A 23,504-nucleotide genomic window follows, 5' to 3' on the forward strand; every position below is an offset into this window, starting at 1 on the left:
TTACCGCAGGAATGGATATGTACTCAGTCAACAAAATCCCCATTGGCCGTCAGGACGCCTTCGCCGGCAAGCCGGGCTCCTACAGGTTTTCCTATCGTCTGCCAGGGCCCGTCAATGCCGCTGTCCACCACCTGTGACAGGGGCTAAACTCCCGCGATAAAACCAAAATAACGACGTGACCTGCCTTGTATGAAAATCCACCCTCTACCGCCACTCAATAGCCTGGTCGCGTTTGAAGCGGCAGCGCGCCATTTGAGTTTTACCCTGGCCGCGCAAGAACTGAACGTCACCCAAGGGGCAATCAGTCGACAAGTTCGTCTGCTTGAAGATTATCTGGGCAAGGTCCTGTTCGAACGCACCACCCGCACGATTCACCTCAGCCCCGCAGCCAGCCAGTACTATGAAACGGTCCGTGCATCGTTGCTGCATATTGCCCAGGCCACCGGTGAAATTCGCCATTGGCAGGGCGCCGAGCAAGTGACGGTCGCCACCAGTACCGCGATGGCTTCACTGTGGCTGTTGCCTAAAGTGAGTGAGTTTCAACGGGAGAACGAAGAGATCGATCTGCGGATCATCGCCCATGACCAGGTCAAGGATTTCTCGCGCCTGGACTGTGACCTGGCGCTGTATTACTGCCGCACACCGCCCCGGGACATGCAGGTCACGCCGTTGTTTTCCGAAGAGGTCTTCCCGGTGTGCAGCCCCGCTTACCTGGCCAAGCACCCGGCCTTGAACAAGCCCGAGGACCTGGCAGCCTGCACCTGGCTGTTCCTCGACGACCCGCAGCGTGACTGGATTGGCTGGCCCGAATGGTTCCGCAGCCTGGGCCTGAAAAACGTCGAACCCAAGCGCCGGATCAATATCAACAGCTATTCGATGTTGATCCAGTCCGCTATCGGCGGGCAGGGTATCGCGCTGGCCTGGTCCAACCTGGTTGACGATTACCTGCAGACCGGTGCCCTGGTGCGACCGCTCGATACGGTGTTACGCACAGAAGCGCAGTTTTGTTTGCTCGAACCCTTGGCGCGCGGTGGTATGCGGCAAAGTGTAAAACGCTTTCGCAGTTGGCTGATGAATCAACTTCCACCGCCCGAGGACAACCAGTAACCCAAGTGTCCTGGCGGTCATCCCCACGAACTAAAACTCTCTTGCCTCGTATATCTCGAACCCTCGGTATTTTTAATGCCGAGCGGCCACTTTGCCTGCGCTGAAGTGCGCACGACAAACGTTCCGCTAAAAAATACGGCTACCTTTATTTATGACAAAAAGTCATGAGTGGCGCCGGAAATATCGTTTGTCGGGACACCCCCTGTTTTCCCAAACTTGCTGCCAGCGGACCTTGGCCCATGAGCCTGCCGACCCTTCAACACCGTGCCCAGCAGGGGAAAACAATAATGAGCAGCATCCAGCAAATTCCTGTGCATCAACTTGAAACCGTCCTTAATCCGATTCATGAAGCGACCGGCCTGAGCAACGAGTTCTACACCGAACAACGCTACTTCGAACTTGAGCGCGATCAGGTCCTGGGTAAAACCTGGGCCTGTGTCGGTTTCGCCAGTGACCTGGGCAAGGCCGGTTCGGTCAAGCCCGTCGATTTCATGGGGCTGCCTTTGCTGCTGATGCGCAACCGTGAAGGCCTGGTGCAGGTGTTTCATAACGTTTGCAGCCACCGCGGCATGAAGCTGGTGGAGGAGGCCGGTGAGGTGCAGGGCGTCATTCGTTGCCCTTACCATTCCTGGACCTACGACCTCAACGGCGGGCTGCGTGGCACGCCGCATGTCGGCGGCATCGACCAGCACAAAGACGAACGCTTCGCCTGTGAAAAACACGGCTTGAAGGCCATCCGCAGTGCCATCTGGATGGACATGGTGTTCATCAACCTGTCCGGGGACGCGCAATCGCTCGAAGACATGCTGGCCCCTCTGACCACACGCTGGACGCAGTTTCTGGGCGAGGACGGCATGAGCCTGCTGCGCCGTCGTCCGGGCCATGACGCCACGACGCTGGACATCAACTGCAACTGGAAGCTGGCGGTCGAGAACTACTGCGAGGCCTATCACCTGCCGTGGGTGCACCCGAGCCTGAACTCGTACTCGCGCCTGGAAGACCACTACAACATCATTTTCGACCAGCACTTCGCCGGCCAGGGCAGCTACGCCTACAACCTGTCGGACGTCGCCGGCACGCATTTGCCGAAATTCCCCGCCTGGCCGCTGGATCGCCTGCGCAACGCCGAGTATGTCGCGTTCTTCCCGAACGTGCTGCTCGGCATCCAGGCTGACCATGCCTTCGCCATGCAGCTGGAGCCGGTCTCGCCGGGACGCACGATCGAACACCTGCGCCTGTTCTATGTGGGCGACGACGCTGCCACCAGCGAGGAATTCAGCGCTTGCCGCGAGGCGATCCTGGAGTCCTGGAAAGTGGTGTTCGCCGAAGACATCAGCTCGGTCGAAGGCATGCAGAAAGGCCGGCATTCCCCAGGCTACAAGGGCGGCGCGTTCTCTCCGGAAATGGACATCCCGACGCACTTCTTCCACCAGTGGGCCGCACGTCAACTGCTCGCTACCACGCCGTCTGCCTGAGGAGGTTGTCCCATGTATCCGATAGCCTCTCACTGGCTCAATTACATTGACGGGCAATGGTGCGACAGCGCCCAGCGCCTGACGGTGAACAACCCCGGCACGGCCGAGCCGCTCGCAATCATCGCCCAGGCCACCGTCGACGATGCCGAGCGCGCATTGCTGGCTGCCCGCCGCTGTGCCGACAGCGGTGAATTGACCCGTGTGCGACCAGCGCAGCGCGTCACCTGGCTGCTGCGCATTGCCGAAGAAATTCGTGCCGTGGCCGACGAGGGTGCCTGGGTGCTGTGCCAGGAAAACGGCAAGCGCCTGAGCGATGCCCGCGACGAGTTCATCGAGGCGGCGCGCTACTTCGAGTATTACGCCGGCATGGCCGACAAGATCGAGGGCACCTCGATCCCGTTGGGCAACGGCTACATGGACTTTACCCTGTACGACCCGATGGGCGTGTCGGCACAGATCGTCCCGTGGAATTTCCCGGTGTCGATCTGCGCCCGTTCGCTGGCCCCGGCCCTGGCCGCTGGCAATGCGGTGGTCATCAAGTCCCCCGAGCTTTCACCGCTGGGCATGTGCGTGCTGATCCGCGCCATTGCCAAGGCCGGCTTGCCCGACGGCGCGATCAACCTGATTTGTGGCCGCGGCCGCGAAGTCGGCGCGTACCTGGTCAGCCATCGCGCTGTCGACCAGATCGTGTTCACCGGTTCCGTGCCGACGGGCCAGTCGATCCTGCGCGATGCCGCGCAGCATGCGATTCCCAGTGTGATGGAGCTGGGGGGCAAGTCCGCGGCGATCGCCTTCGCCGATGCAAACCGTGAGCAACTGTTGGCCAGCGTCCAGTCGGGCATTTTCTTCAATGCCGGCCAGGTCTGTTCGGCGATGTCGCGGCTGCTGGTGCAGCGCGCCATTTATGAAGAGGTGGTCGAGGCCGTCGTCGCCATGGCCGAGGGGCTCAGCGTCGGCCTGGGTCAGGACAACGCAGACCTCACCCCCGTGGTCAGCGCAGGGCAATTGGCGGGCATCGAAGCCTTGTGCCGCCGCGCAGTGGAAGACGGCGCGGTGGCGGTCACCGGGGGTGAAGCATTCGCTGACCGGGCCGGGCATTTCATGCGCCCGACGGTGTTCAAGGACGTCACCGCGCAGATGTGCATTGCCCAGGAAGAAGTGTTCGGGCCAGTACTGGCGATCATGCCGTTCGACACCGAAGAAGAGGCGATCGCCATCGCCAACGGCACCGAGTTCGGTCTGGTAGCCGGGGTGTTCACCCAGGACATCAGCCGCGCCATGCGCTGCACGCGTCGCCTGAAATCCGGCCAGGTGTTCGTCAACGAATGGTATGCCGGTGGCATTGAAACGCCCTTTGGCGGCGTCGGCTTGTCGGGCTTTGGGCGGGAAAAGGGCCAGGAAGCCTTGTACAGCTACGTGCGCACCAAAAACGTGGCGATCCGGGTCGCCGGGGAGTGAATACCATGTTCAAGACTTGGCTTTGCATCGTGTGTGGCCTGATTTACGACGAGGCACTGGGATGGCCGCAGGACGGCATCGTCGCCGGCACCCGCTGGGAAGATGTCCCCGAAGACTGGATGTGCCCCGAATGCCACGTGGGCAAGGCTGATTTCGAGATGCTCGATATCAGTGAGTACACCCAGGCGGCCACGGTCGCCAGCGTGCCGGTCAGTGCGCCGCCGCTGCCTGTCGTCGCGCCGTCGCTACGCCAGCCGATCGTCATCATCGGCAGCGGTTATGCCGGTTACGGCCTGGCCCAGGCGTTGCGCAAGGCCGACCCCAAGGTCGAGATCTGCGTGCTGACCCAGGAGTCCGGTCACCTGTACTCCAAACCCGCGCTTTCGATCGGGCTGTCCCAAGGCAAAAGCGCCGAGGCCCTGTCCGGCGAAACGCCGCTGGCCATCGAGCAGCGTCTGAACCTGCGGGTTTATCCGCACTGCAAGGTGCTGGGCATCGACAGTTCGGCACGGCGCCTGCGCACCAGTTTCGGTGACATGGAATACGGCCAGTTGGTCCTCGCCAGCGGTGCGCAACCGATTCGCTTGCCGATCCAGGGTGATACGTCGGCGCTGATCAGCGTCAATAACCTGCAGGACTATCAGGGGTTCCGAGAACGCCTGGGCGGCGTGCGGCGTGTCGCCATCCTCGGTGACGGCCTGATCGGCTGCGAGTTTGCCAACGATCTGGCCCACAACGGCTTTGACGTCGATGTCATCGGCCTGGGTCGCTGGCCGATGGAGCGCCTGTTGCCCGCCGAAGCCGGGCAGGTGCTCCAGCATGCGCTGGCAGATTTGGGGGTGACGTGGCATCTGCAGAACACGCTGCAAGCCGTCGAGTCCAGCGGGCAGGGCTATCGCCTGACGCTCGCCGATGGCCACACGCTGGAAGCTGATCTGGTGTTGTCCGCGGTCGGCCTGCGCCCCGACCTGAGCCTGGCCGAGAGCGCCGGCGTGGCGGTTGGGCGAGGCATTCAAGTGAACGCCCAGTTGCAAACCTCTGTACCGGGCATCTACGCCCTGGGCGACTGCATCGAGATTGGCGGGCAACTGCTGCCTTTTCTGGCGCCGATCAACCAGGGCATCCAGGCCCTGAGCAAAACCCTGCTCGGCCAACCGACCGCCGTCGACTACCCGTTGATGCCCGTCACGGTAAAAACCCCGGCTGCGCCGCTGTGTCTGTTGGCGCCCGCCATCGCCTGCGAAGGCGAATGGCGCTGCACGCCGACCGAGGATGGCTTGAGTGCCGGTTTCTACGATGCCCGGGGCCAGCTCAATGGCTTTGTCCTGCTCGGTCGCCAAGCGCAAACGCAACGCAGCGCATTGCTGCAGTCCTGTCAGCACTCTCAGCAGGCAGTCGCCTGAGGCCAGTCACATGAAAAACACGATCAACCTGCCTTACGACGATGCGAGTTGCGGCTGGTATGCAGCGTTGCCCGAACAACCGGCGTGCAAGCGCCTGTCCGGCGAACAGCGCGCCGACTATGCCGTGATCGGCGCGGGTTTTGCCGGCCTGGCCGCGGCCCGTCGCCTGGCCGAACATCACCCGCAAGCCCGTATCCTGTTGGTGGATGCGCAACGGGTGGCCCATGGCGCCTCGGGGCGCAACTCGGGGTTCGTGATTGACCTGCCGCACAAGTTCGCGCTGGAGCATCCGGACCCCGCGCACAAACAGCGCTTGCTGTCGCTCAATCGCGCCGCGATTGCGCAGCTGCAGGGCCTGGTCGAAACCCGTGGGATCGATTGCCAGTGGTCCCATGCCGGCAAGTATCAAGGCGCCGTCGGCGAGCGTGGCCTGGCTTACCTGGATCATTTCGAACGCCTGATGAGCGACCTCGGCGAACCGTTCCGCCGGGCCGATAGCGCCGAGCTGGCCAAGGTGTTGGGCACCGGCCATTATCGCGGCGCCATCTACACCCCCGGCTGCTACCTGATGCAACCGGCGGCGCTGGTCACCGGCCTGGCCCGGACCTTGCCGGCCAACGTCGAGTTGCTGGAAGAGTCACCGATCCAGCGCCTGGAGCGCGACGGCCGTGGCGGCTGGATCTTGCACGGCACCGCCGGGCAGATCCGTACCCCGCAGCTGCTGCTGGGCACGAGCATCTTCACCCAGGAGTTCGGCTACCTGCGCAATCGCCTGTTGCCGGTCATGACCTTTGCCAGCTGGACCCGCCCCCTGACCGATGCGGAGCTGGCGACCTATGGCGGCCAACTGGACTGGGGCCTGACCCCGGCTGATCACGCCGGCACCACGGTGCGCATGACCCAGGACCGCCGCCTGATTATTCGCAACACCTACAAGCACGTGCCCAAATACGGTCGCAGCACCAGCGACGCCATGCGTTCGAAAGTACAGGATTCGCATCGCAAGGCTTTCCTGGCGCGTTTTCCGCAGCTGGCCGAGGTGCCGTTCAGTCATACCTGGGGCGGGGTCTACGCCATCTCGCGTAACTTCACCAACTTCTTTGGCGAACTGGAAAACGGTGTCTACGCGTCGGCGTGCGACAACGGCGTCGGTGCCGCCTGGGGCACCATCTCCGGGACGATGCTCGCCGATCTCGCCGTGGGTGCCGAATCTGCGCAGCTCAACGACATCCGGGCGGTGACCGGCATGCCGTCGCTCAACCCGCCGGAACCCTTTCTCGGCCTGGGGGTTCGCTCGCGCATTCGCCTGGCGGCCTGGAACAGCCGGAGCGAGCTATGAGCCAGGCAGATAAAGGCAAGCGCCAAGTGCTGCGCATCGATCATCAGGACCTGGATTTTACCTTTCGTGGCGGCCCGCCAGGCGCTGCCTATGTGGCGCGCGCCCTCAGCAACGAAGTCTCGCCGAACATCGGTGTGGGTTTTGCCCGCTGGGAAGGTGCGCAAGTGGCCTGGACGGTGCTGTACGACGAGGTGATTTTCGTCATCGAAGGGTGCTTCGAGTTGCAGGTCGGCGACGAGCTTTTTGCCGTCACACCCGGCCAGTTGCTGTGGATCCCCGAAGGCACGGAACTGGTTTATGGCGGGCATGCGTTGTTCGGGTATGTGGTTCACCCGGGCAACTGGAAGCAACTGCACGGTTTGGCTTGAACCATCATTATTCAGGGAGTCGGCACGGTGATAACACTGACAAGAACCTTCGGCGCCCTCTACCTGGCCAGCTTGTTGATGCAATTGGGATCGACCTTGCTGATGACCTACCTGGCGCTGCGCCTCAATGCATTGGGCGCGAGCGAAACGGCGGGTGGCGCGCTGATGGCCGCCAATGCCCTGGGGATGGTGCTGGGTGGCTGGGTCGGGCGCAGCCTGATCGCGCAGGTCGGGCACATTCGCACCTACGCGGCCTGCGCCGCAACGATTGCGGCGGCGGTCCTGGCCCATGAGTTCAGCACCTCCCTGGCTTTCTGGCTGGTGCTGCGGGCGCTGGTGGGGCTGGCCATGATGTGCCAATTGATGGTGCTGGAAAGCTGGCTCAATGACCAGGCCCGGACCGAACAGCGCGGCGGTGTCCTGGCGCTGTACATGGTCGCCAGCTACGTCGGCATGATGCTCGGCCAATTGGCCTTGAGTCTCGACGAGGGGCTGGGCATCCGTGCACTGCTGGCGGTGGCCATGGTGTTCGCCCTGTGTTCGGTGCCGGTGGCGCTGACCCGCAGCGCGCACCCCATGGCGGTGCCTGCGACCTCGATCGACCTGCGCTTGTTCCTGCGGCGCATTCCGCAGGCATTGGGGACGATCCTGGTGTCCGGCATGCTCAACGGCAGCTTCTACGGCCTGGCGTCGATCTATGCGAGCAAGCAGGGATTGGGCACGGCGCAGATCGGCCAGCTCCTGGCGTTGACCATCGGTGCCGGGCTATTGGCCCAGTTGCCGTTGGGCTGGCTGTCGGACCGGCTACCCCGTGCGAGCCTGATCCGCGCGGTGGCGGTATTGCTGGTACTCATCAGCCTGCCGCTGGGGTTCACCCAAGCGCCTTCGTTCCTGACCTTGCTGTGGTTCGGTGCGGGCATCGGTTTTCTGCAGTTCTGCCTGTACCCGCTGGGCGTCGCGCTGGCCAATGACAACATGGAGCCGTCATTGCGCGTTTCGCTCTCCGGCATGCTGTTGATCACCTTTGGAGTCGGCGCCTGTATCGGGCCACTCATTGCCGGAGCGCTGATGGAAGGCTTCGGCGCCTCGAGCTTTTATTTCTTCCTGGCGGGCACCGCAGCGTTGCTGGCCCTGTTGGTAGGGCAGGCGCAAGTCAGGCTTTTGAGCGAACAAGGGGCCTGCGAAAGCACCCTGTAGACAGGCGCTGGAGTGCGCCGTATTGATGCGTTTTTCTCATGAGTCGGTGACGAAAAATGGTTTGAAGGCTGGTCAACTTTCAACCATCTTGGCGATGCTGCCAAAGGCGCAATAGACCGGAATACAGCTGCAGATGAAACCGTCCTGGTGTCAGTCGATACCAGGCGATAAGCGTACTGCGGAACATATCCAAACCCTTATACAAAAACAAAAGGGGAAAACAATGCGTGCTCAATCCGGCCTGTTGAAAGGCCTTAATCCGAATGTGACTGTTGCTTCGATATTAGCGGTGATCCTGTTTGTCGTGTTCTGTGCATTTAAAGACGAACAGGCAGCCAAGGCTTTTGAAATGGCTTCGGTGTTTATCCTGCACAACTTCAAGTGGTATTACATCGCCCTGATCAGTGGTGTGCTGGGCGTATTGCTTTATATATCGATCAGCCGATTCGGTAACTTGAAACTTGGCACCGAACAGGATGTTCCCGAGTTCAGTTTCGCTTCATGGATTGCCATGCTGTTCAGCGCGGGAATGGGCATCGGACTGATTTTCTGGTCCGTGGCCGAACCCATGCTGCATTACGCCGACAACCCGTTCTCCAAGGGCTTGACGGACGAGTCCGCCACCCTGGCGATGCGTATCACCCTGTTCCACTGGGGCCTGCACCCGTGGGCGATCTTCTCCATGATCGGCCTGAGCCTGGCGTATTTTGCCTACCGTAAAGGTTTGCCGCTGGCCCTGCGATCGCTGCTGTATCCGCTGATTGGCGATCGTATCTACGGCTGGATCGGCCATGTGGTCGATATCATGGGGGTGGTTATCACCGCCTTTGGTGTCTCCCAGTCGCTTGGCCTCGGTGTGGTGCAGATCAATACCGGATTGCATCAGGTCTTCGGTATTCCGGTGAGTGTCGGGTTGCAGTTATCGATCATTCTGTTTGTCAGTATCGTTGCCTGCATTTCACTGTTGGCCGGACTGTCCAAGGGTATGAAACGTATCTCCACGCTCAATATGTACCTGTCCTTCATCTTGATGCTGGCCGTATTGGCGATCGGTCCGACCCGTTACATCCTCAACCTGATGTTTGAATCCACCGGCGACTATGTGCAAAACATTGTTGGCCTGAGTTTCTGGATGGACACGCAAAAAGACAGCGAATGGCAAAACTGGTGGACGGCGTTCTACTGGCCATGGTGGATGACCTGGGGTCCTTTTGTCGGTCTGTTCATCGCGCGCATTTCCAAAGGCCGGACCATCCGCGAACTGGTGATCGGGGCGCTGGTGGTGCCGACCATGGTGACCATCCTGTGGATGTCGGTGTTCGGTGGCGCTGCGCTGAAAAACGAACAGCAGGACAGGCAGGCCTACCAGGCATCCGTCGCCAGTCAGGTGGTGACCCAGGAGCAGCCGAAGTTCGAAGGCGGCACCGTGCTGCTCGCCACCAAGAAAGAAACCACCGCGGCCATGTTCACCTTGCTGCAGTCGCTCGATGGCAAGGCGATTGGCGCCGCGCTGTCGATCCTGGTCTGCGTGTTGCTGGGTGTGCATTTCGTCACCACCGCAGATGCCGGCACCCAGGTCCTGTGCACCCTGTGTGCATTGGGCAGCACCAATCCGCCGAACTGGATCAGGCTGCTCTGGTGCATTCTCGAAGGTGCCATTGCCGCCGGGTTGTTGCTGGCCGGGGGACTCAAGGCCATTCAGATGGCGAGTATCGCCGCCGGTTTGCCGATCGCCATGTTGCTGCTGGTGATGTCCTATACGCTGATCCACAGCTTGCGCAAGGAGATGCCCGCCGTGCCGGCCTGGACGCCTGCGCTGGATCGCCTGCCGCAGCAGGAGCGTTCTGCACAAGAGGGGCGTGATGCGCTGGCGGCAACACCCGCCTACTGAGTCTCGCTGAGGCTTACGTGAACACACCGCAACCGTCTGCTGCCGATACAGCCGACGGTTGCGGTTTGATGCTCTCCTTCAAATTCCGATCCCGGCATTCCTGCGCATTCTGTTAACAGTGTTTATCCGTCAGGGCGCTGTTTGGCAGCGGGGCAAACCCCTAGCATCGTCTCTACCGAATGAACCCGGATCAAGGGTTCCAGCGGTACACATCAGCCCCTGAACGAGACGGTGAACCCCATGAAAAGAATCGCGATTTTCCTTGCACTCAGTTGCATCGGTTCCCAGGCCTTTGCCGAAGAAAGCCAGGCCAGAATCTCGGCCAACAAGCCACCGATCGAGACCTACACCTACGGTTCGAAACTGGACATCAAGAAGGTCATTTCCGTGACCGATGTCGCGCCGGAGTGTGGTCCGGTTTCGGCGCAGATGACCTACGAAGATTCCCAGGGCCTGCGCCATGTCATGCAGTATCAGGTCATGGGCACTGGGTGCTCGAACGGTTGAGTACCGTGATGACGGTGGAGGGTCGACACTCCATCCGTTCGGCGCGGGAGCACTCAGGCTCTTTCGGCATATTTTGAAGAGCGTGCAATTTTGTCATCGTTAGCCAGCAACCCGGGCAGGTAGTCCTTGAGAAACTCCACCCAGGTTTTTATTTTTGCATCGACGAATTTTCGTGAAGGGTAGATGGCGAACAGGTTCAACTCTTCAAAATGGTACTGCGGCAGCACCCGCACCAGGGTGCCTGCCTTGAGGCCGGCCACAGCGGACGCAATCGGCTGGATGCCGATCCCCATGCCCTGGGTGATGGCGACGGTCATGGCATCGGCGGTGTTGACGTGAAACGGCGACACCGGCGTGTTGACGGTCTCCACGCCTGCGGGTCCTTCGAACACCCAGTGTTCCACCGGCATGACCGTGTTGACGAGTCTCAGGCAATCATGTGAACCCAGCGAACCCGGCGTGTCGGGTATTCCGCGTTGCTTCAAATAAGTCGGCGAGGCGCAGAGAATGCTGTAGGTGATGCCCAGGCGCTGGGCGACAAAGCCTGAGTCGGGCAGGTCGCGCGCCAATACGATCGACATGTCGTAACCTTCCTCCAGCAGATCGGGCAGCCGATTGGTCAGGGCAAGATCGAACAGGACCGTGGGGTGTGTCTGGCGGTATCTGGCAATGGCGTCGATCACGTAGTGGTTGCCGATGGCCGACATCGCATGAATCTTCAGGCGGCCCACGGGGGTGACCTGTGCGGTGCCTGCTTCCTGTTCCGCTTCTCGCAGTTCATCGAGGATCTTCTCGCAGCGCTGCAAGTAACGTGTGCCGGCCTCGGTCAAGGCCAGGCGCCGGGTGGTGCGGTTGATCAGGCGGGTCTGCAGCCGGGCCTCCAGGCTTGAGACCGCCTTGGATACGTTGGTCGTGGTGGTGTCCAGCAAATGGGCCGCTGCGGTAAAGCTGCCGCTCTGGGCGACCGCCATGAAAAACCGCATGCCCTGGAAAACATCCATCGTCGTCGCCTCTTGGGTTGATCAAAAAAAGGACGGCACAGGGCCGTCCCTTCGAGGCCTTTCATTTTTTGCGCGGGATGAATCCCGGTACACCGGTTTCCACTACCGAATTGAAGCGTATCCGCGTTGTGATCTCCTGGCGAATTTCCAGCATGGCCCGGTGGGGCAGGGTGGTGATATCGAAGTTTTCCTGAATATGGCCCAGTGTCGCCGAGGTGGTCAGGAACGCGGCGCCGCGCTGTACCGCCCAGGCCAGGGCCACCTGCGCCGGGGTTCTTTGCAGGTGCCGGGCGATGCCCTGGATCACCTCGTCTTCCAGCACGTTCGGTTCCATGCCGTGGCCCAGCGGCGCGAAGGCCAGGAGGATGATCCCGTGCTCTTTGCAGAATTCCAGCAACTCCCATTCCGGCAGATACGGATGGGATTCGACTTGCACCACCGCGGGCTTGATCCGCGCCACGGCGACGATCTCTTTCAGCGCCTCCAGGGTGATGTCCGACAGGCCGATGGACCGGCAGCGACCTTGGTCCACCAGTTGCTCAAGGGCCCGCCAGGTGTCGATCAGGGTCACGCCGGAGTCGTAGAGGACATGGCCGAAGGCATCCCTGGGATCCTGGTCGTCCCCGGCTTGAAAAGCGAAGGGCGTGTGGATCAGGTAGCAATCGATGTAATCCACCTGCAGCCGTCGGCAGCTGGCTTCAAAGGCCGGCAACACCCGCTCGGGACGGTGGTTGGTGTTCCACAGCTTGGTGGTGATGAACAGGTCTTCGCGCCGTGCCTTGCCGGCGTCCATGAAGGCGCGCAGGGCAACGCCGACACTGTCCTCGTTGCGATAACGCTCGGCGCAATCGAAATGGCGGAAGCCGGTTTCCAACGCGTGGGTGATCGCCTGGGTGGTGACGCCGAGGTCCTTGAACAGGGTACCGAAACCCACGGCGGGCAGCTGACCCGAACCGTGGTTGAGGGCAAACCGGGTATCGCGCAGTTCATCGTGGAAGGCTTCGTAGGACATGTCTTTCTCCAATTACCGAGGCCGCAGCCTCTACTGATACGAACGTTGTGTTGCCTGGGCAGTGGCGACCCGTTGCTCGAACACGCCGACGGAGTTGCCGCCGAGGGCGACAAACAGCTGCACGGTGTCGAGGTACTGCGCGGTCTTGACCCGGATCTGGCCCAGCAGCGCCTGTTGGTAGGCACGTTCGGCTTCGAGCACCTGGAGGATGCTGTTCTCGCCCCGGGCGTAGGCTTGCCGGTTCAGGCGCAGGCTGGTGTCGGCGGCTTGCAGTGCATCCTCCTGGGCGCGAAATTCCTGGGCGTCATGGTTAATTGCTTGGAGCGTGTCCGCGACCTGGCCGAAGGAGCTGATGACGGTCTGCTGGTAGCCGGCGAGCGTCGCGTTGTAACCCTCGACGGCGGCCTGGCGTTCAGCCTTGAGGGTTCCGCCATTGAAGATCGGCCCGGCGATGCCCGCCGCGAAGCCCCAGAGGGCCGCGCCGCCATTGCCTGAGGCGGCCTGGGCCAGGGAGGCGGACAAGGTCACCCGGGGATAGAGATTGGCGGTCGCCACGCCGACGGCGGCGCTGGCGATGTGCAGCTCGGCCTCGGCCTGGCGCACGTCCGGACGGTCGTGGGCCATTTCCGAGGGCAGGGCCACCGGCACGTTCGACGGCAAGGCAAATTCGTCGAGGTGAAAGTCCGGCGCAATCCAGTCAGCCGGGCCTTTGCCCGTCAGGATCGACAGCGCATGGCGCGCCGCATCCCGTTGCTGGGCCAGGGGTGGCAGCAGCGTGCGGTCCTGGGCAAGCCGGGTTTCGGCCAGCGACACATCGATTTGCGTGGTGGTGCCGCTGGCATGGGCCGCGCGTACCAGTTCGAGGTTGCGGGCGTCGTTGGCGAGCAAGGTCTCCACGGCCTGCATCTGCGCATTGGCAGAGGCCACCAGCAAGGCCTGGCTGGCGACCTCGCCGGTCAGGGTCAGGTACGCCGCTTCATAACGATGTTTTTGCAGGTCGGTAAAGGCTTGCTCCTGCTCGACCAGCCGGTTGTTGCCACCGAAGACATCCAGATCGAAACCGACCCGTGGCCCGATCGCATAGAAGTTGGTGACCGACGGCTCCTTGGTGTTGTGCAGCCGTTGGCGACCCGCAGTCGCGCCGAAGTCGACCTGCGGGTACAGCGCACCTTGCGCCGCGGCCACCGATTGCGCCGCCTGGCGGATCGTGGCGTCGGCGGCGACCAGCTCCAGGTTGCCGTCGATGGCGCGGCGTACCAGCTGATCGAGCTTGGGCGAGCCAAAGGCCGACCACCATTGGCCACGGACTTTGCTGCCCAGGGCAATGCGCTGCGAACCACCCTGGCCCAGACGCTGCTCGGCCTGTTGATCATAGTGTTGCGACGGGCTCGCCGGCGGGGTCTTGAAGTCAGGGCCGACGGTGCAGGCAGAGAGCAAGACCAGCGCCGCCAATGCCGAGATTTTCGTTGGGAACAGATGACTGGATTTCATAACGCAGACTCCACGAAAACTAGTTGGCCGGTATCGGCTTGCGAAGAAAGACCACCAGCGGGCTCACCACCAGCATCGCCACCAGCAGGATCTTGAACTGGTCAACGACGGCGATGAACGCGGCCTGGTGGGTGATCAGGTGGTTAAGCCCTTCCAGTGCCGGCAAGGGCAATGACGCTGTGCCGAAATGGGCGGCGGCGCGATAGGGCGTCACATTGGCGGCCAGCGCCAGGTGCATCGCCTGGGTATTGTTGAAGAAGAAAATCTGCACGATCGCCACGCCCAGGGTGCTGCCGTAGACACGCGAAAGATTGAACAGGCCGGTACCCTCCGCACGCAGCGCGGGGTCGAGGGTGCTGAACGCCACCTTGGTCAGTGCCGGCATCAACATGCCGATGCCGATCCCCTGGATGGCGCCGGCCACCGCCACCGGCGACCAGTCCATCAAAGGCGAAAAATCCAGCATCAGGGCATTGGCATAGATCACCAGGGCCACACCGGCCGCCACGAACAGCCGGCGATCGAAACGCTCGGGCAGCCGCCCCATCAGCACAAACGCACCCACCAGCCCGATGCCGCGCGGGATGGTTAGCGCACCGGTGGTGTCGGGCGGATAGCCGAGAATTTCATCGAGCATCGGCGAGGTCAGCGCCATGGTCGACAGCAGCACGAAACCCACGGCGAAAAAGATCAGGGTCGACAGCACGAAATTGCGATCGCGGAACAGGCGCTTGTTGAGAAAGTGCGTCTTGCGGGTCAACAGGTGCACCATGAACACGTACAACCCCAGCCCACAGGCCACTGCCTCGATCCAGATTTCCGCCGAGTCGAACCAGTCCAGGCGTTCACCGCGGTCGAGCAGCATCTGCAGGCTGATCAGGCCCAAGGTGAAACTGCCGAAGCCGAAGAAGTCGAAGGACTGCGCCTTGTCGGCTTTTTTCTCGGCCAGCAACAGGGCCACGACCAGGAAGATGTACGCCGACAACGGAAGGCTGATGTAGAAGATCGGGCGCCAGTCGAAATGCTCGGCGATCCAGCCACCGATGCTTGGGCCGCTGACGATGCCCAGGAGCACGATGGCGGTCCAGGTCGCGCCGAATTTCATGCGCTTCTGCGGTGCCAGCGTTTCCAAGGCAATCGCCATCGACAGGGGCGCCAGCACGCCACTGGCCAGGCCCTGGATGATCCGCGCGCCGATGAATTGCAGCGGCGTCGTGGCCACCGTCGCCAGCAGCAAGCCGAGGACGAAGAAGGCCAGCGCAGCCTGATAGACCCGCTTCAGGCCAAAACGCCCGGCAAGCCACTGGGCGATCGGCAGGGTGATGGCGCTCGCCGCGAGGTACGCCGTGAAGATCCAGCCGGCCTGGTCGTCGGTCATCGACAGGCTGCCTTGAATCAGCCGCAGTACCGCATTGGGCAGTGGCAGATTGGCCGACTGCATGTAAGTGGCGAGCAGCACCGCCAGCCTGAGCGAGCGCGCACCGCCTCCCTCTGGAGATGTTTGTGCATGGGCGTTCATCAGAAGTTACCTGCGGTCAACAGCGACTTGAGCGGGTGCCACCATGGCGTGCGATGCCCGGTATCGACCTTGACCGTGGCGCTGGTGCCGGAAAACAGCGGCAGGGCAGGGTCCGCGTCATCCAGTTCGAGGCGAACCGGTACCCGCTGGACCACCTTGACCCAGTTGCCGGTGGCGTTTTCCGGGGGCAGCAGGGCGAAGTCCGACCCGGCGCCGGGGCTCATGCTGGTTATGTGGGCCTTGAACACGCGCCCCGGGTAGGTGTCGATGCCGATGCTCGCTGCCTGGCCCGCACGCATGTGCGTGACCTGGGTTTCCCGGAAGTTGGCCTCGACCCAGATCTCATGGTCGCTGATCAACGCGAAGGCTGGCGCGCCGCTGTTGAGATAGTTGCCCACCTGAAGGTCGTCGACCTTGGCGACAATGCCGTCGGCCGGCGCATGGACGGTGGCGTAGGAAAGGTACAGCTGCGCTTCATCGAGCTGCGCCTTGGCTTCACGCACCGAGGGGTGAGTGTCGGCCTCGATGTTGGGGTTGCCGTTCAAGGCGACGATGGTGCTGGCGATCTGTTGTTCGATCGAGGCGATGCGTTGCCGCGCGATCTTCAGGTCGGTTTCCGCGCGCTCATAAATGGCCCGGGAGACGAACTCGGTCGCGACCAGCGCTTTCTTGCGGGCAAATTCCTTCTGGTCGAAATCCGCCGACTCTTTGGCCGATTGCAGTTCGGCCTGCTGCTGACGGTAGCTGGCCTTGAGCCCATCGATGCGCAGCCGCGCGACGCTCAGTTGCGCTTGCGCACGATCGATCGCGATCTGCAATGGCTTGGGGTCGAGGCGAAACAGCACCTGGCCCTTGCTGACCTTTTGATTGTCCGCGACAGCGATGTCCACCACCTGCCCGGAAATCCGTGCGTTGACCGAAGCCTTGGCCACTCGGGCGTAGGCGTTATCGGTGGTGACGAAGGGTTCGCCCGCCACGTAGTGCGCATAGCCAACGGCGGCGAAGAGGGCAGGCAGGCCCACCATGAGCCAGGGCCGCAGCTTCTCCTTGAGGTTTTTTTTGATCGGTGATTGGGCCTCATGGGCCTGCGAAGCCGTGATGTCGATTGATTGCGTCATGATCGAGTGCACCTTTGACCGGGAAGGCGGGCCTGGAGTAATCGCCTGGCACCGACGTCAATGAATGTTGTGGAAAAACAATCCCGCAGGCGCTTGGGAGGATCACTCCGGCGCCTCTGTTTCGTCGCTGCAACACCCGGTTCGAGCTGCGCTTGAGCAAACATGGATCAAGGAATTTGTGGTTCCTTATTTTTGTGCGATGGTGTAAAAATATCCCCTCATCCACCTTCCTGCAAGGAATTTGTACGGTATGGCACAAAATAAAGTGACAGAGGGCAAAGGCCGCGGCCGGCCCCGTGCGTATGACCCGCAGACTGCGCTGCAACAAGCGCTTGGTGTGTTCTGGAGCACCGGCTATTCCGGCGCCTCCCTGGACAGCATCGCCACGGCGGCCGGAATGAATCGCCCCAGCCTCTATGCGGCTTTCGGTGACAAACATTCCCTGTACATCAAGGCGCTCGAGCAGTACTGGGAGTTTGCCGCCGCCGACATGCAGGCCGCGCTGAACGACAGCCAGCTGACATTGCGCCAGGCGCTGATGCGTTTCTATGAGGGACAGCTGTCGATCTACTTCTCCGGCGACGGCCAGCCACGTGGCTGTTTCGCGATTGGCACGGCGACCACTGAGGCTGTCGAGGATCCGCAGATCCGCGAGGTGCTGGGGGATCGCCTGAGCAGGCTGGATGCCGATCTGGAGGCGCGCCTGCGAACCGCCATTACATCCGGCGAGTTGAAAGAGGATGTTGATGCAGAGGCGCTGGCCGTACTCGCTTCATCGTTGCTGCACAGCATTTCGATCCGTGCGCGGGCCGGCAAATCCCGTGAGGAACTGACGGCGCTCGCCCGCAACGCGGTCGGTGTGATCTGCGGTGGGTGAGGGGCTCGACGATATACTGGCGCCACAACTGGACGTGGTTTTTTGTGGCATCAACCCAGGTTTGGCGGCCGCGGCCCAGGGTCATCATTTTGCCGGTCGGGGCAATCGTTTCTGGCGCACGTTGCACCTCGCCGGTTTTACGTCACAACAACTGCAGCCGGAGCACGACCGGATGATTCTGCACTATGGCTGTGGTTTGACGGCCGTGGTCCAGCGGCCGACGGCACGTGCCGATCAATTGTCGGCACACGAGTTTGCCGCGGCTGCGGTGGCTTTCGAACAGAAGATCGCCGGTTTTGCGCCACGCTTCGTGGCGTTTCTCGGCAAGGCTGCTTACTGCGCCTTGTCCGCCCAGCGCGACATTGCCTGGGGGCCGCAGCCGAAAACCTTCGGCGATGCCGCGGTCTGGGTGCTTCCCAACCCCAGCGGGCGAAATCGCGCCTTTACCCTTGAGCAACTGGTGGATGCGTACCGCCAGCTGTATATGACGGCAGGCGCGCGCCTGTTTTAGCGCGAAGGCGCCAGAAAAGCGTGCGCTGGCGCACCAAGCTCGCACCTGATTTCCCGCCCGGATATTGCTTGCCCAGAGCTGTTCACTGACCCTGCGGGCGACGGCCAGTTACCCGATGCGAGGCGATCAACGCAACGCTAGGCGGCATTGTCATTGCATTGTTTTGTTTGTGCGATGGCTGGTTTGACAGTCTTTTTATGAGAGGCCACTGCACGCATAAACACTTGCTGTCTCTGACGCGTCACTTAGGCTGCTTACGGCGTTTTTTTGACGTTATCCGACGGCGTTTTATATTTCTATTTATTATTGTGACGTGCTATTGACGTACTGGCTATCTGCTTATAGGCTCCATTTAGCCTGATTCAGATTTTTTCAACCGACTCAATCCAAACCCTCAGCGCAGGGAGGCGGTTATATGCGGACGACAGTTTTCATTAAGTTGATTGTGTTATTTGCGACTCTGAATGGAGTAGCCGTTGCCACTGCGCAAGCAGCCAATTTGCCCTATGAAATTAGTCGCATAAGTAGCGCTTGCGAGGGTGCACGGGCTCAAGCCGCCGCAGCTTCGACCGAGGGTGCCCTTGCCGCGACGGAAAGTCTTGGTAAAGACCATGGTGGCTCTTCGCCAGACACCAAAAGTGTCAAACTTACCAGCACTGATAATGGTTCCGAGTCGGCAGCGAATGCTTACGTCAATACTTCAGCGTGCGACGGTTTAATGACGGAAGTTGCCACGCAGCAGTTCGTGATTGATCCGGTACATGACAAGGGAATGACTGGCGAATCGGCGTTCCACGTCACTCAACCCAATGCAGTCCCGGTCTCTGCGGTTGTATGGTTATTCTCTTCCGCACTGTTAGGTTTCATCGTTGTCGCCAACCGGCGCAAGATCTAGATGACAGTTTTGCGAGACAGTTTTTTGTTGTGGGTGTTACAGGTTTAAAGAGGACGCTGATAGTAACGGTTGATCCTCATTAGATGTGCTAACCAGGCGGAGGAATCCAGATGCTGCGTTTAATGTTACCTGCACTGTGTGCGCTGGCTATCATGCCCAGCATGGCCGGCGCCGCCGAAGAAAATGCCTATCTTCTGAACGCGGGAGATATTGTCGAAGTGTCCGTTTGGGGCGAGCCACGGGAGAACAGAGAGGTCGTCCCGGTTCTGCCTGATGGCTACATTACCTTGAAGCTGGCGGGGCGAGTCCAGGTCAAGGGGCTGGATACGGCTAAAGCCGAAAAGGTCATCACCAAGGCCTACGATGAATTCTATCCCGAGCCGAAGGTGAGCGTTGTCGTCACGGAGGCCAGGGGTAATGTCGTCTATGTCCAGGGCAAGGTACTCAAGCCTGGCAGGGTACAGATGACCGGTGAGACCGATGTACTGCAAGCCTTGAGCGAGGCCGGCGGTTTGGACAAGTTCGCGGACAAGGACGATATCAAGCTCTTGCGGCGCGAAGGGAAAACCCAGAAAGTACTGCCCGTCAACTACGGCGATCTGATTGCCGGGCATGACATGTCCACTAACTTTCAACTTCAGGCCGGCGATACGCTGGTCGTACCCTGACATTGCGCGATGCATTAAGGATTAACTTGCGTTCATTGCAAACAACCGGAGTGGTGATGGCAATATTGACTTTGCCATGTTCCGGCATGACCTACGCCGGCAGCTGGCAGTCGGCAGTTGCACTGCCCATGACCGTCGAGCACGACAGCAATCCATTGCTCTTGACGACTGACGAGAAGGCGATCACGCGAACGATCATTGCCCCCGATTACACGCTGGTGGGTAATTTTGATCGGGATCAGTGGAAGTTTGGCCTCGGTGTCAATCTCGAGCGTTCGTCCGATAAAGACGTCGTGTCCGATCGAGAAGATCCGCGGCTGTCGTTTGGCTGGCAGCGTGAGACCGAAAAGGGTAGCTATGGACTCACGGCGAGATACATCGAGAGTTCGACGCTTTCCACTGAAGTCCAGCAGACCGGTGTAACAGACTCAACCGATGGCACGCAAAAGCTCTCGAGCATCGGCGGCAACTGGCGAAGCGCGGTGACCGAGCGCAGCACCCTGGTCAACGAAATCGACCTCACCCATGTCGAATACGACACCGCCTCGCTGACCAACTACGATGAGCTGACCAACCGTTTCAGCTGGCTTTATCAATGGAATGAGCGGGTCGAACTGTTCACCCGTTTCGAAGCGACGCGCTATGAGCCCAAGGACGAGACCACCCTTGGTTCATCCAACAGTTACACCCCAGTGGCCGGTGTGAACTTCCAGATCTCCGAGCAGTTTACGGGGTCGGTGTACGGCGGCGTGAACAAGGTTTCCGACAGCGGCAGTGGCCCCACCGGCCAGGGTGGCGCGAACCTGCGTTATACCGGTGAGCGTGTCGAGTCCAGTGTCGAAGCCAGTCGCAGCACGATCGCCAACGGGGAGAATGGCCTGATCGAATCCGATGAGCTGCGGGGTAACTGGAGTTATCTGCTCGACGAGACCAGTCGTCTCGGTGTTGATGGCTCCTGGCAAAAAACCAAAGGGGACGCGCCCAGTACCTTTCGCACATACGGCGCCTATGTCAGTCGCGAACTCTCGCCTTTTTGGCTTGCACGCCTATCCTTCACCTACAAAGAGCGCGAGCGAGATGGCTTGCCAGATGCCGATGCCAACATCATAGGGATGACCTTGATCTATAGTCACCCCGACTTCTGACCTTCAGCAGCGTGGTATTTATGTCCTCTGAATACGAAATGTCGGTCAACGACTACATTGCAGTAATCAAACACCGGGCCTGGCTGTTGATTGTGACAGTGGCCGTGATAATCGGGGCGACTGTGTTGGTGGCGACCTCCATGCCACCGATCTATCAGTCGTCCGGAACTATCCTGGTCGAGTCTCAACAGATTTCGCCGGACCTGGTGGCGGGGAACAACAATACCTTTGCCGACGAGCGCATCGAGGTCATTCGCCAGCGCGTGATGACCCGCGAGCATTTGGAGGCAATCATCAACAAGTACAATCTTTTCGAAACGGGAAGCCGGCGGCTGACCCTGACCGAGAAGATCGAAGAGATGCGCGCTGCGATTTCGGTCGCCCTGGTCAGTGCGGCGGTCAAGGGGCGAGGCGAGGTGACGATTGCCTTCCGCCTTGCCTTCGAGCACAGGGAGCCGCAAGTCGCGAACGAAGTGGCCAACGAACTGGTGACGCTGTTCCTCAATGAGAACATCAAGCAGCGCACCGAGCGCGCCAGTGAAACCACCGAGTTCCTGACCCAGGAAGCGAACAAGCTGCGCACCGAGCTGGAAGTGCTGGAGAACAAGCTGGCGGACTTCAAGCAGGCCCATGGCAACGCGCTGCCCGAGCATCAGGAGCTGCGCATGAACATGTTGTCGCGCTCTGAACTCGAACTCAAGGATATCGACCGTGACTACAAGGCGGCCAACGAAGAGTTGCGCTTCCAGGACCTGGAACTGTCGGCGGCCAATGCCGGCCTGTCGACCAAGCCGGGCACGGCGGGCGCGGTCGTTGAACCGGTGCAGGATCTACCGAGCCTCAAGGCCGAGTATGCCCGGCTGCTGACGATCTATAAGGAAGCCCACCCTGATGTGCGGGCCATCAAGCGCAAGATTGCCGCCATGCAGGCCAGTCAAGGCCGTGGCAGTTCCACCACGCCGGTCAGCATGGAGGTTGCCAGGGTCCAGGCGCGCATTGCCGCCTCGGAGCAGCGCATGAGATCGCTGGCCGCGCAGAAGCAGCAATTGCTCGACAAGATCGCGACCCTGGAGAGCCAGATTCTCGAGGCGCCGCAAGTGGAACGCGGCTTGGTCACACTGATGCGTGACCATGAAAACGCACGCAAGAAGTATGAGGAAATCCGCACCAAGGAGATGAGTGCGAAAATTACCGAAAGCCTGGAGCAGGAAAACAAAGCCGAGCGTTTCGTGCTGCTCGAAGCGCCGTTGATGCCGGAAAAACCGGTGCGGCCGAACCGCAAGAAAGTCGTGGCCCTGGGCTTTGTCCTCGCGCCGGTAGGGGCGGGTGCACTGGTGATGCTGCTCGAGATGCTGAGCCAGCGGGTACGTGGTGTCGACGCGCTGACCAGTGTGCTGGGCAGGCGCGTACTGGTGGCCATCCCCTACATTCATACCCAGGCGGAACTGGCTCGTCGCAAACAGTGGCGAACGATACTGGTGCTCTGTGGCATCTTGATGATCGTGGTTTCCCTGGTGCTCCTGCACTTCTTCTACATGCCACTGGATTTGCTGATGTTCAAGGCTCTGGCGCGGTTTGAATAAGGAATATTGCGATGGAAATTATTAAGCCACCTCTGGGTAAAGGCGAACAATTGCCTTCGTCAGGCCTGGTGCTCTCTTCATCTGGACAGCCTGCACCGCTCAATGCACTCAGCTACGTGCAAACCAAGGTCGTACCGTTGCGGGCAGAGCATCTGGAACGCCATCGCATTGTCGCCTACAACAAGAATTCGAACATGGGCTGGGCGTTCGATCTGCTGCGTACCCAGGTCCTCAAGGCCATGGAGGAAAATGGCTGGCGCACACTGGCCATTACCTCGCCGACACCGGAGGCGGGCAAGTCGGTGTTGGCGATCAACCTGGCAATGAGTATCGCGCATCACACGACCAAGACGGCGCTGCTGGTGGATTTCGATTTGCGTTGCCCCAAGGTGGGTAGCTACCTGGGGCTGCCGATGGAAAAATCGCTCAATGAATTTCTGAGCAACGAAGCAGAGCTGCAGGAGGTGTTGGTCAACCCGACCTTGCCGCGTTTTGTGGTGCTGCCGACGCGCGAGCCGATTCCGCTTTCCACCGAGGTGTTGTCCTCGCCGGCGGTGAGCGATTTGATCGTTGATCTGCGTGAACGCTACAACTCTCGTGTCGTGATCTTTGACTTGCCGCCGGTGTTGAGTTCGGACGATGTGATTACCGTGCTGCCCAAGTTCGACTGCGTGCTGCTGGTGGTTGCCAATGGGATGAACACCAAGAAGGAGATCGAGGAGAGTCTGCATCATCTGGGCAGGGCGAATCTGATTGGTACGGTGTTGAACAAGTCCGGGCCGGCGAAACGGCCTTACTAGGAGATCGCCGTACCGCTGCGATTGCCGACCAGTCTCTTGCGGATGTAGACGATCAACTGTGGGAGCGAGCCTGCTCGCGAAGGCGGCCTGACAGCCGACCTATTGTTTGTTGACTGAGTACATATCCATTGCTGCGGTA

The 23,504-nt window shown here is 60.7% G+C and carries 21 protein-coding genes and 1 pseudogene; 17 read left to right on the forward strand and 5 right to left on the reverse strand.

Going from position 1 to position 23,504, the window contains the following annotated elements; genetic code table 11:
* Positions 1-189 precede the first annotated feature (189 nt).
* The 10 genes and pseudogenes from PMI35_RS12380 (at position 190) to PMI35_RS12340 (ending at position 10,745) form a co-directional block, all read left to right on the forward strand.
* A complete protein-coding gene (locus tag PMI35_RS12380; RefSeq protein ID WP_008061465.1) occupies positions 190-1,107 on the forward strand; it encodes a LysR substrate-binding domain-containing protein in 918 nt (305 codons plus the stop codon).
* Positions 1,108-1,394: 287 nt separating this feature from the next.
* Complete coding sequence (locus tag PMI35_RS12375; RefSeq protein WP_177325080.1) at positions 1,395-2,582, forward strand: aromatic ring-hydroxylating oxygenase subunit alpha; 1,188 nt, start codon at positions 1,395-1,397, stop codon at positions 2,580-2,582.
* A gap of 12 nt (positions 2,583-2,594) precedes the next feature.
* Positions 2,595-4,040 carry an aldehyde dehydrogenase family protein gene (locus tag PMI35_RS12370; protein ID WP_008061472.1) on the forward strand — a complete coding sequence of 482 codons (1,446 nt, stop codon included), beginning with the start codon at positions 2,595-2,597 and terminating at the stop codon, positions 4,038-4,040.
* Between the two features lie 5 nt (positions 4,041-4,045).
* Positions 4,046-4,210: pseudogene (locus PMI35_RS35405) on the forward strand (rubredoxin); the annotation flags it as partial.
* Entirely contained in the window at positions 4,199-5,443 is a 1,245-nt protein-coding gene (locus PMI35_RS12365) for an FAD-dependent oxidoreductase (RefSeq protein ID WP_238543188.1), read from the forward strand. The pseudogene PMI35_RS35405 and the gene PMI35_RS12365, both read left to right, overlap by 12 nt.
* A 10-nt stretch (positions 5,444-5,453) precedes the next feature.
* The gene (locus tag PMI35_RS12360; protein ID WP_008061476.1) at positions 5,454-6,782 is read left to right on the forward strand and encodes an NAD(P)/FAD-dependent oxidoreductase; all 1,329 of its coding nucleotides are present in this window, start codon (positions 5,454-5,456) and stop codon (positions 6,780-6,782) included.
* On the forward strand, positions 6,779-7,150 hold the full coding sequence (locus PMI35_RS12355; RefSeq protein WP_008061478.1) for an ethanolamine utilization protein EutQ: 372 nt from the start codon (positions 6,779-6,781) through the stop codon (positions 7,148-7,150). The genes PMI35_RS12360 and PMI35_RS12355 overlap by 4 nt, the downstream gene beginning before the upstream one ends.
* A 27-nt stretch (positions 7,151-7,177) precedes the next feature.
* Positions 7,178-8,347 (forward strand): MFS transporter, encoded by a 1,170-nt coding sequence (locus PMI35_RS12350; RefSeq protein WP_008061486.1) that lies wholly within the window; start codon positions 7,178-7,180, stop codon positions 8,345-8,347.
* A 223-nt stretch (positions 8,348-8,570) separates the two neighbouring features.
* The gene (locus PMI35_RS12345) at positions 8,571-10,238 is read left to right on the forward strand and encodes a BCCT family transporter (RefSeq protein WP_008061488.1); all 1,668 of its coding nucleotides are present in this window, start codon (positions 8,571-8,573) and stop codon (positions 10,236-10,238) included.
* A 240-nt stretch (positions 10,239-10,478) separates the two neighbouring features.
* Positions 10,479-10,745: a DUF2790 domain-containing protein gene (locus tag PMI35_RS12340; RefSeq protein ID WP_008061495.1), complete on the forward strand. Its 267-nt coding sequence runs from the start codon at positions 10,479-10,481 to the stop codon at positions 10,743-10,745.
* Between the two features lie 53 nt (positions 10,746-10,798).
* On the opposite strand, the gene PMI35_RS12335 is transcribed toward PMI35_RS12340, so the two are convergent.
* The 5 genes from PMI35_RS12335 to PMI35_RS12315 all read right to left on the reverse strand — a co-directional run bounded on the left by PMI35_RS12335 (position 10,799) and on the right by PMI35_RS12315 (position 16,886).
* Complete coding sequence (locus PMI35_RS12335) at positions 10,799-11,746, reverse strand: LysR family transcriptional regulator (protein ID WP_008061496.1); 948 nt, start codon at positions 11,744-11,746, stop codon at positions 10,799-10,801.
* A 61-nt stretch (positions 11,747-11,807) separates the two neighbouring features.
* Positions 11,808-12,758, reverse strand: a complete 951-nt coding sequence (locus tag PMI35_RS12330; RefSeq protein ID WP_008061497.1) for an aldo/keto reductase — start codon at positions 12,756-12,758, stop codon at positions 11,808-11,810.
* Between the two features lie 30 nt (positions 12,759-12,788).
* Positions 12,789-14,249, reverse strand: coding sequence for an efflux transporter outer membrane subunit (locus PMI35_RS12325; RefSeq protein WP_008061499.1), 1,461 nt, complete (start codon positions 14,247-14,249; stop codon positions 12,789-12,791).
* Positions 14,250-14,268: 19 nt separating this feature from the next.
* Positions 14,269-15,768: an MDR family MFS transporter gene (locus PMI35_RS12320; protein WP_008061500.1), complete on the reverse strand. Its 1,500-nt coding sequence runs from the start codon at positions 15,766-15,768 to the stop codon at positions 14,269-14,271.
* Positions 15,768-16,886: an HlyD family secretion protein gene (locus PMI35_RS12315; RefSeq protein ID WP_008061501.1), complete on the reverse strand. Its 1,119-nt coding sequence runs from the start codon at positions 16,884-16,886 to the stop codon at positions 15,768-15,770. The genes PMI35_RS12320 and PMI35_RS12315 overlap by 1 nt, the downstream gene beginning before the upstream one ends.
* A gap of 250 nt (positions 16,887-17,136) precedes the next feature.
* Between PMI35_RS12315 and PMI35_RS12310 the strand changes: the two genes are divergently transcribed.
* From PMI35_RS12310 to PMI35_RS12290, 7 genes are all read left to right on the forward strand, one after another.
* Positions 17,137-17,763 (forward strand): TetR/AcrR family transcriptional regulator, encoded by a 627-nt coding sequence (locus tag PMI35_RS12310; protein WP_008061502.1) that lies wholly within the window; start codon positions 17,137-17,139, stop codon positions 17,761-17,763.
* Positions 17,756-18,274 carry a G/U mismatch-specific DNA glycosylase gene (mug, locus tag PMI35_RS0132830; RefSeq protein WP_032831762.1) on the forward strand — a complete coding sequence of 173 codons (519 nt, stop codon included), beginning with the start codon at positions 17,756-17,758 and terminating at the stop codon, positions 18,272-18,274. Before PMI35_RS12310 ends, mug begins: the two co-directional genes overlap by 8 nt.
* A gap of 415 nt (positions 18,275-18,689) precedes the next feature.
* On the forward strand, positions 18,690-19,169 hold the full coding sequence (locus PMI35_RS0132835; RefSeq protein WP_032831763.1) for a hypothetical protein: 480 nt from the start codon (positions 18,690-18,692) through the stop codon (positions 19,167-19,169).
* Between the two features lie 110 nt (positions 19,170-19,279).
* A complete protein-coding gene (locus PMI35_RS12305) occupies positions 19,280-19,837 on the forward strand; it encodes a polysaccharide biosynthesis/export family protein (RefSeq protein ID WP_008061506.1) in 558 nt (185 codons plus the stop codon).
* Between the two features lie 56 nt (positions 19,838-19,893).
* Complete coding sequence (locus PMI35_RS12300; RefSeq protein ID WP_008061507.1) at positions 19,894-20,982, forward strand: hypothetical protein; 1,089 nt, start codon at positions 19,894-19,896, stop codon at positions 20,980-20,982.
* Positions 20,983-21,002: 20 nt separating this feature from the next.
* Positions 21,003-22,565 (forward strand): GumC family protein, encoded by a 1,563-nt coding sequence (locus tag PMI35_RS12295; RefSeq protein WP_008061508.1) that lies wholly within the window; start codon positions 21,003-21,005, stop codon positions 22,563-22,565.
* A gap of 11 nt (positions 22,566-22,576) precedes the next feature.
* A complete protein-coding gene (locus PMI35_RS12290; protein WP_008061510.1) occupies positions 22,577-23,365 on the forward strand; it encodes a CpsD/CapB family tyrosine-protein kinase in 789 nt (262 codons plus the stop codon).
* Positions 23,366-23,504 lie beyond the last annotated feature (139 nt).

This window comes from Pseudomonas sp. GM78, assembly GCF_000282475.1.
In the GTDB taxonomy this organism is placed as follows: Bacteria; Pseudomonadota; Gammaproteobacteria; order Pseudomonadales; family Pseudomonadaceae; genus Aquipseudomonas.

Excerpts from the sequence above, each read along its gene's own strand:
- PMI35_RS12370 (WP_008061472.1), top strand. The coding sequence starts at position 2,595 with ATGTATCCGATAGCCTCTCACTGGCTCAATTACATTGACGGGCAATGG.
- PMI35_RS12325 (WP_008061499.1), bottom strand. The coding sequence starts at position 14,249 with ATGAAATCCAGTCATCTGTTCCCAACGAAAATCTCGGCATTGGCGGCG.
- PMI35_RS12315 (WP_008061501.1), bottom strand. The coding sequence starts at position 16,886 with ATGACGCAATCAATCGACATCACGGCTTCGCAGGCCCATGAGGCCCAA.
- PMI35_RS12305 (WP_008061506.1), top strand. The coding sequence starts at position 19,280 with ATGCTGCGTTTAATGTTACCTGCACTGTGTGCGCTGGCTATCATGCCC.
- PMI35_RS12375 (WP_177325080.1), top strand. The coding sequence starts at position 1,395 with ATGAGCAGCATCCAGCAAATTCCTGTGCATCAACTTGAAACCGTCCTT.
- PMI35_RS12330 (WP_008061497.1), bottom strand. The coding sequence starts at position 12,758 with ATGTCCTACGAAGCCTTCCACGATGAACTGCGCGATACCCGGTTTGCC.
- PMI35_RS12310 (WP_008061502.1), top strand. The coding sequence starts at position 17,137 with ATGGCACAAAATAAAGTGACAGAGGGCAAAGGCCGCGGCCGGCCCCGT.
- PMI35_RS0132835 (WP_032831763.1), top strand. The coding sequence starts at position 18,690 with ATGCGGACGACAGTTTTCATTAAGTTGATTGTGTTATTTGCGACTCTG.
- PMI35_RS12300 (WP_008061507.1), top strand. The coding sequence starts at position 19,894 with ATGGCAATATTGACTTTGCCATGTTCCGGCATGACCTACGCCGGCAGC.
- PMI35_RS12345 (WP_008061488.1), top strand. The coding sequence starts at position 8,571 with ATGCGTGCTCAATCCGGCCTGTTGAAAGGCCTTAATCCGAATGTGACT.
- PMI35_RS12360 (WP_008061476.1), top strand. The coding sequence starts at position 5,454 with ATGAAAAACACGATCAACCTGCCTTACGACGATGCGAGTTGCGGCTGG.
- PMI35_RS12365 (WP_238543188.1), top strand. The coding sequence starts at position 4,199 with ATGCTCGATATCAGTGAGTACACCCAGGCGGCCACGGTCGCCAGCGTG.
- PMI35_RS12335 (WP_008061496.1), bottom strand. The coding sequence starts at position 11,746 with ATGGATGTTTTCCAGGGCATGCGGTTTTTCATGGCGGTCGCCCAGAGC.
- PMI35_RS12295 (WP_008061508.1), top strand. The coding sequence starts at position 21,003 with ATGTCCTCTGAATACGAAATGTCGGTCAACGACTACATTGCAGTAATC.
- PMI35_RS12340 (WP_008061495.1), top strand. The coding sequence starts at position 10,479 with ATGAAAAGAATCGCGATTTTCCTTGCACTCAGTTGCATCGGTTCCCAG.
- PMI35_RS12380 (WP_008061465.1), top strand. The coding sequence starts at position 190 with ATGAAAATCCACCCTCTACCGCCACTCAATAGCCTGGTCGCGTTTGAA.
- PMI35_RS12320 (WP_008061500.1), bottom strand. The coding sequence starts at position 15,768 with ATGAACGCCCATGCACAAACATCTCCAGAGGGAGGCGGTGCGCGCTCG.
- PMI35_RS12355 (WP_008061478.1), top strand. The coding sequence starts at position 6,779 with ATGAGCCAGGCAGATAAAGGCAAGCGCCAAGTGCTGCGCATCGATCAT.
- PMI35_RS12290 (WP_008061510.1), top strand. The coding sequence starts at position 22,577 with ATGGAAATTATTAAGCCACCTCTGGGTAAAGGCGAACAATTGCCTTCG.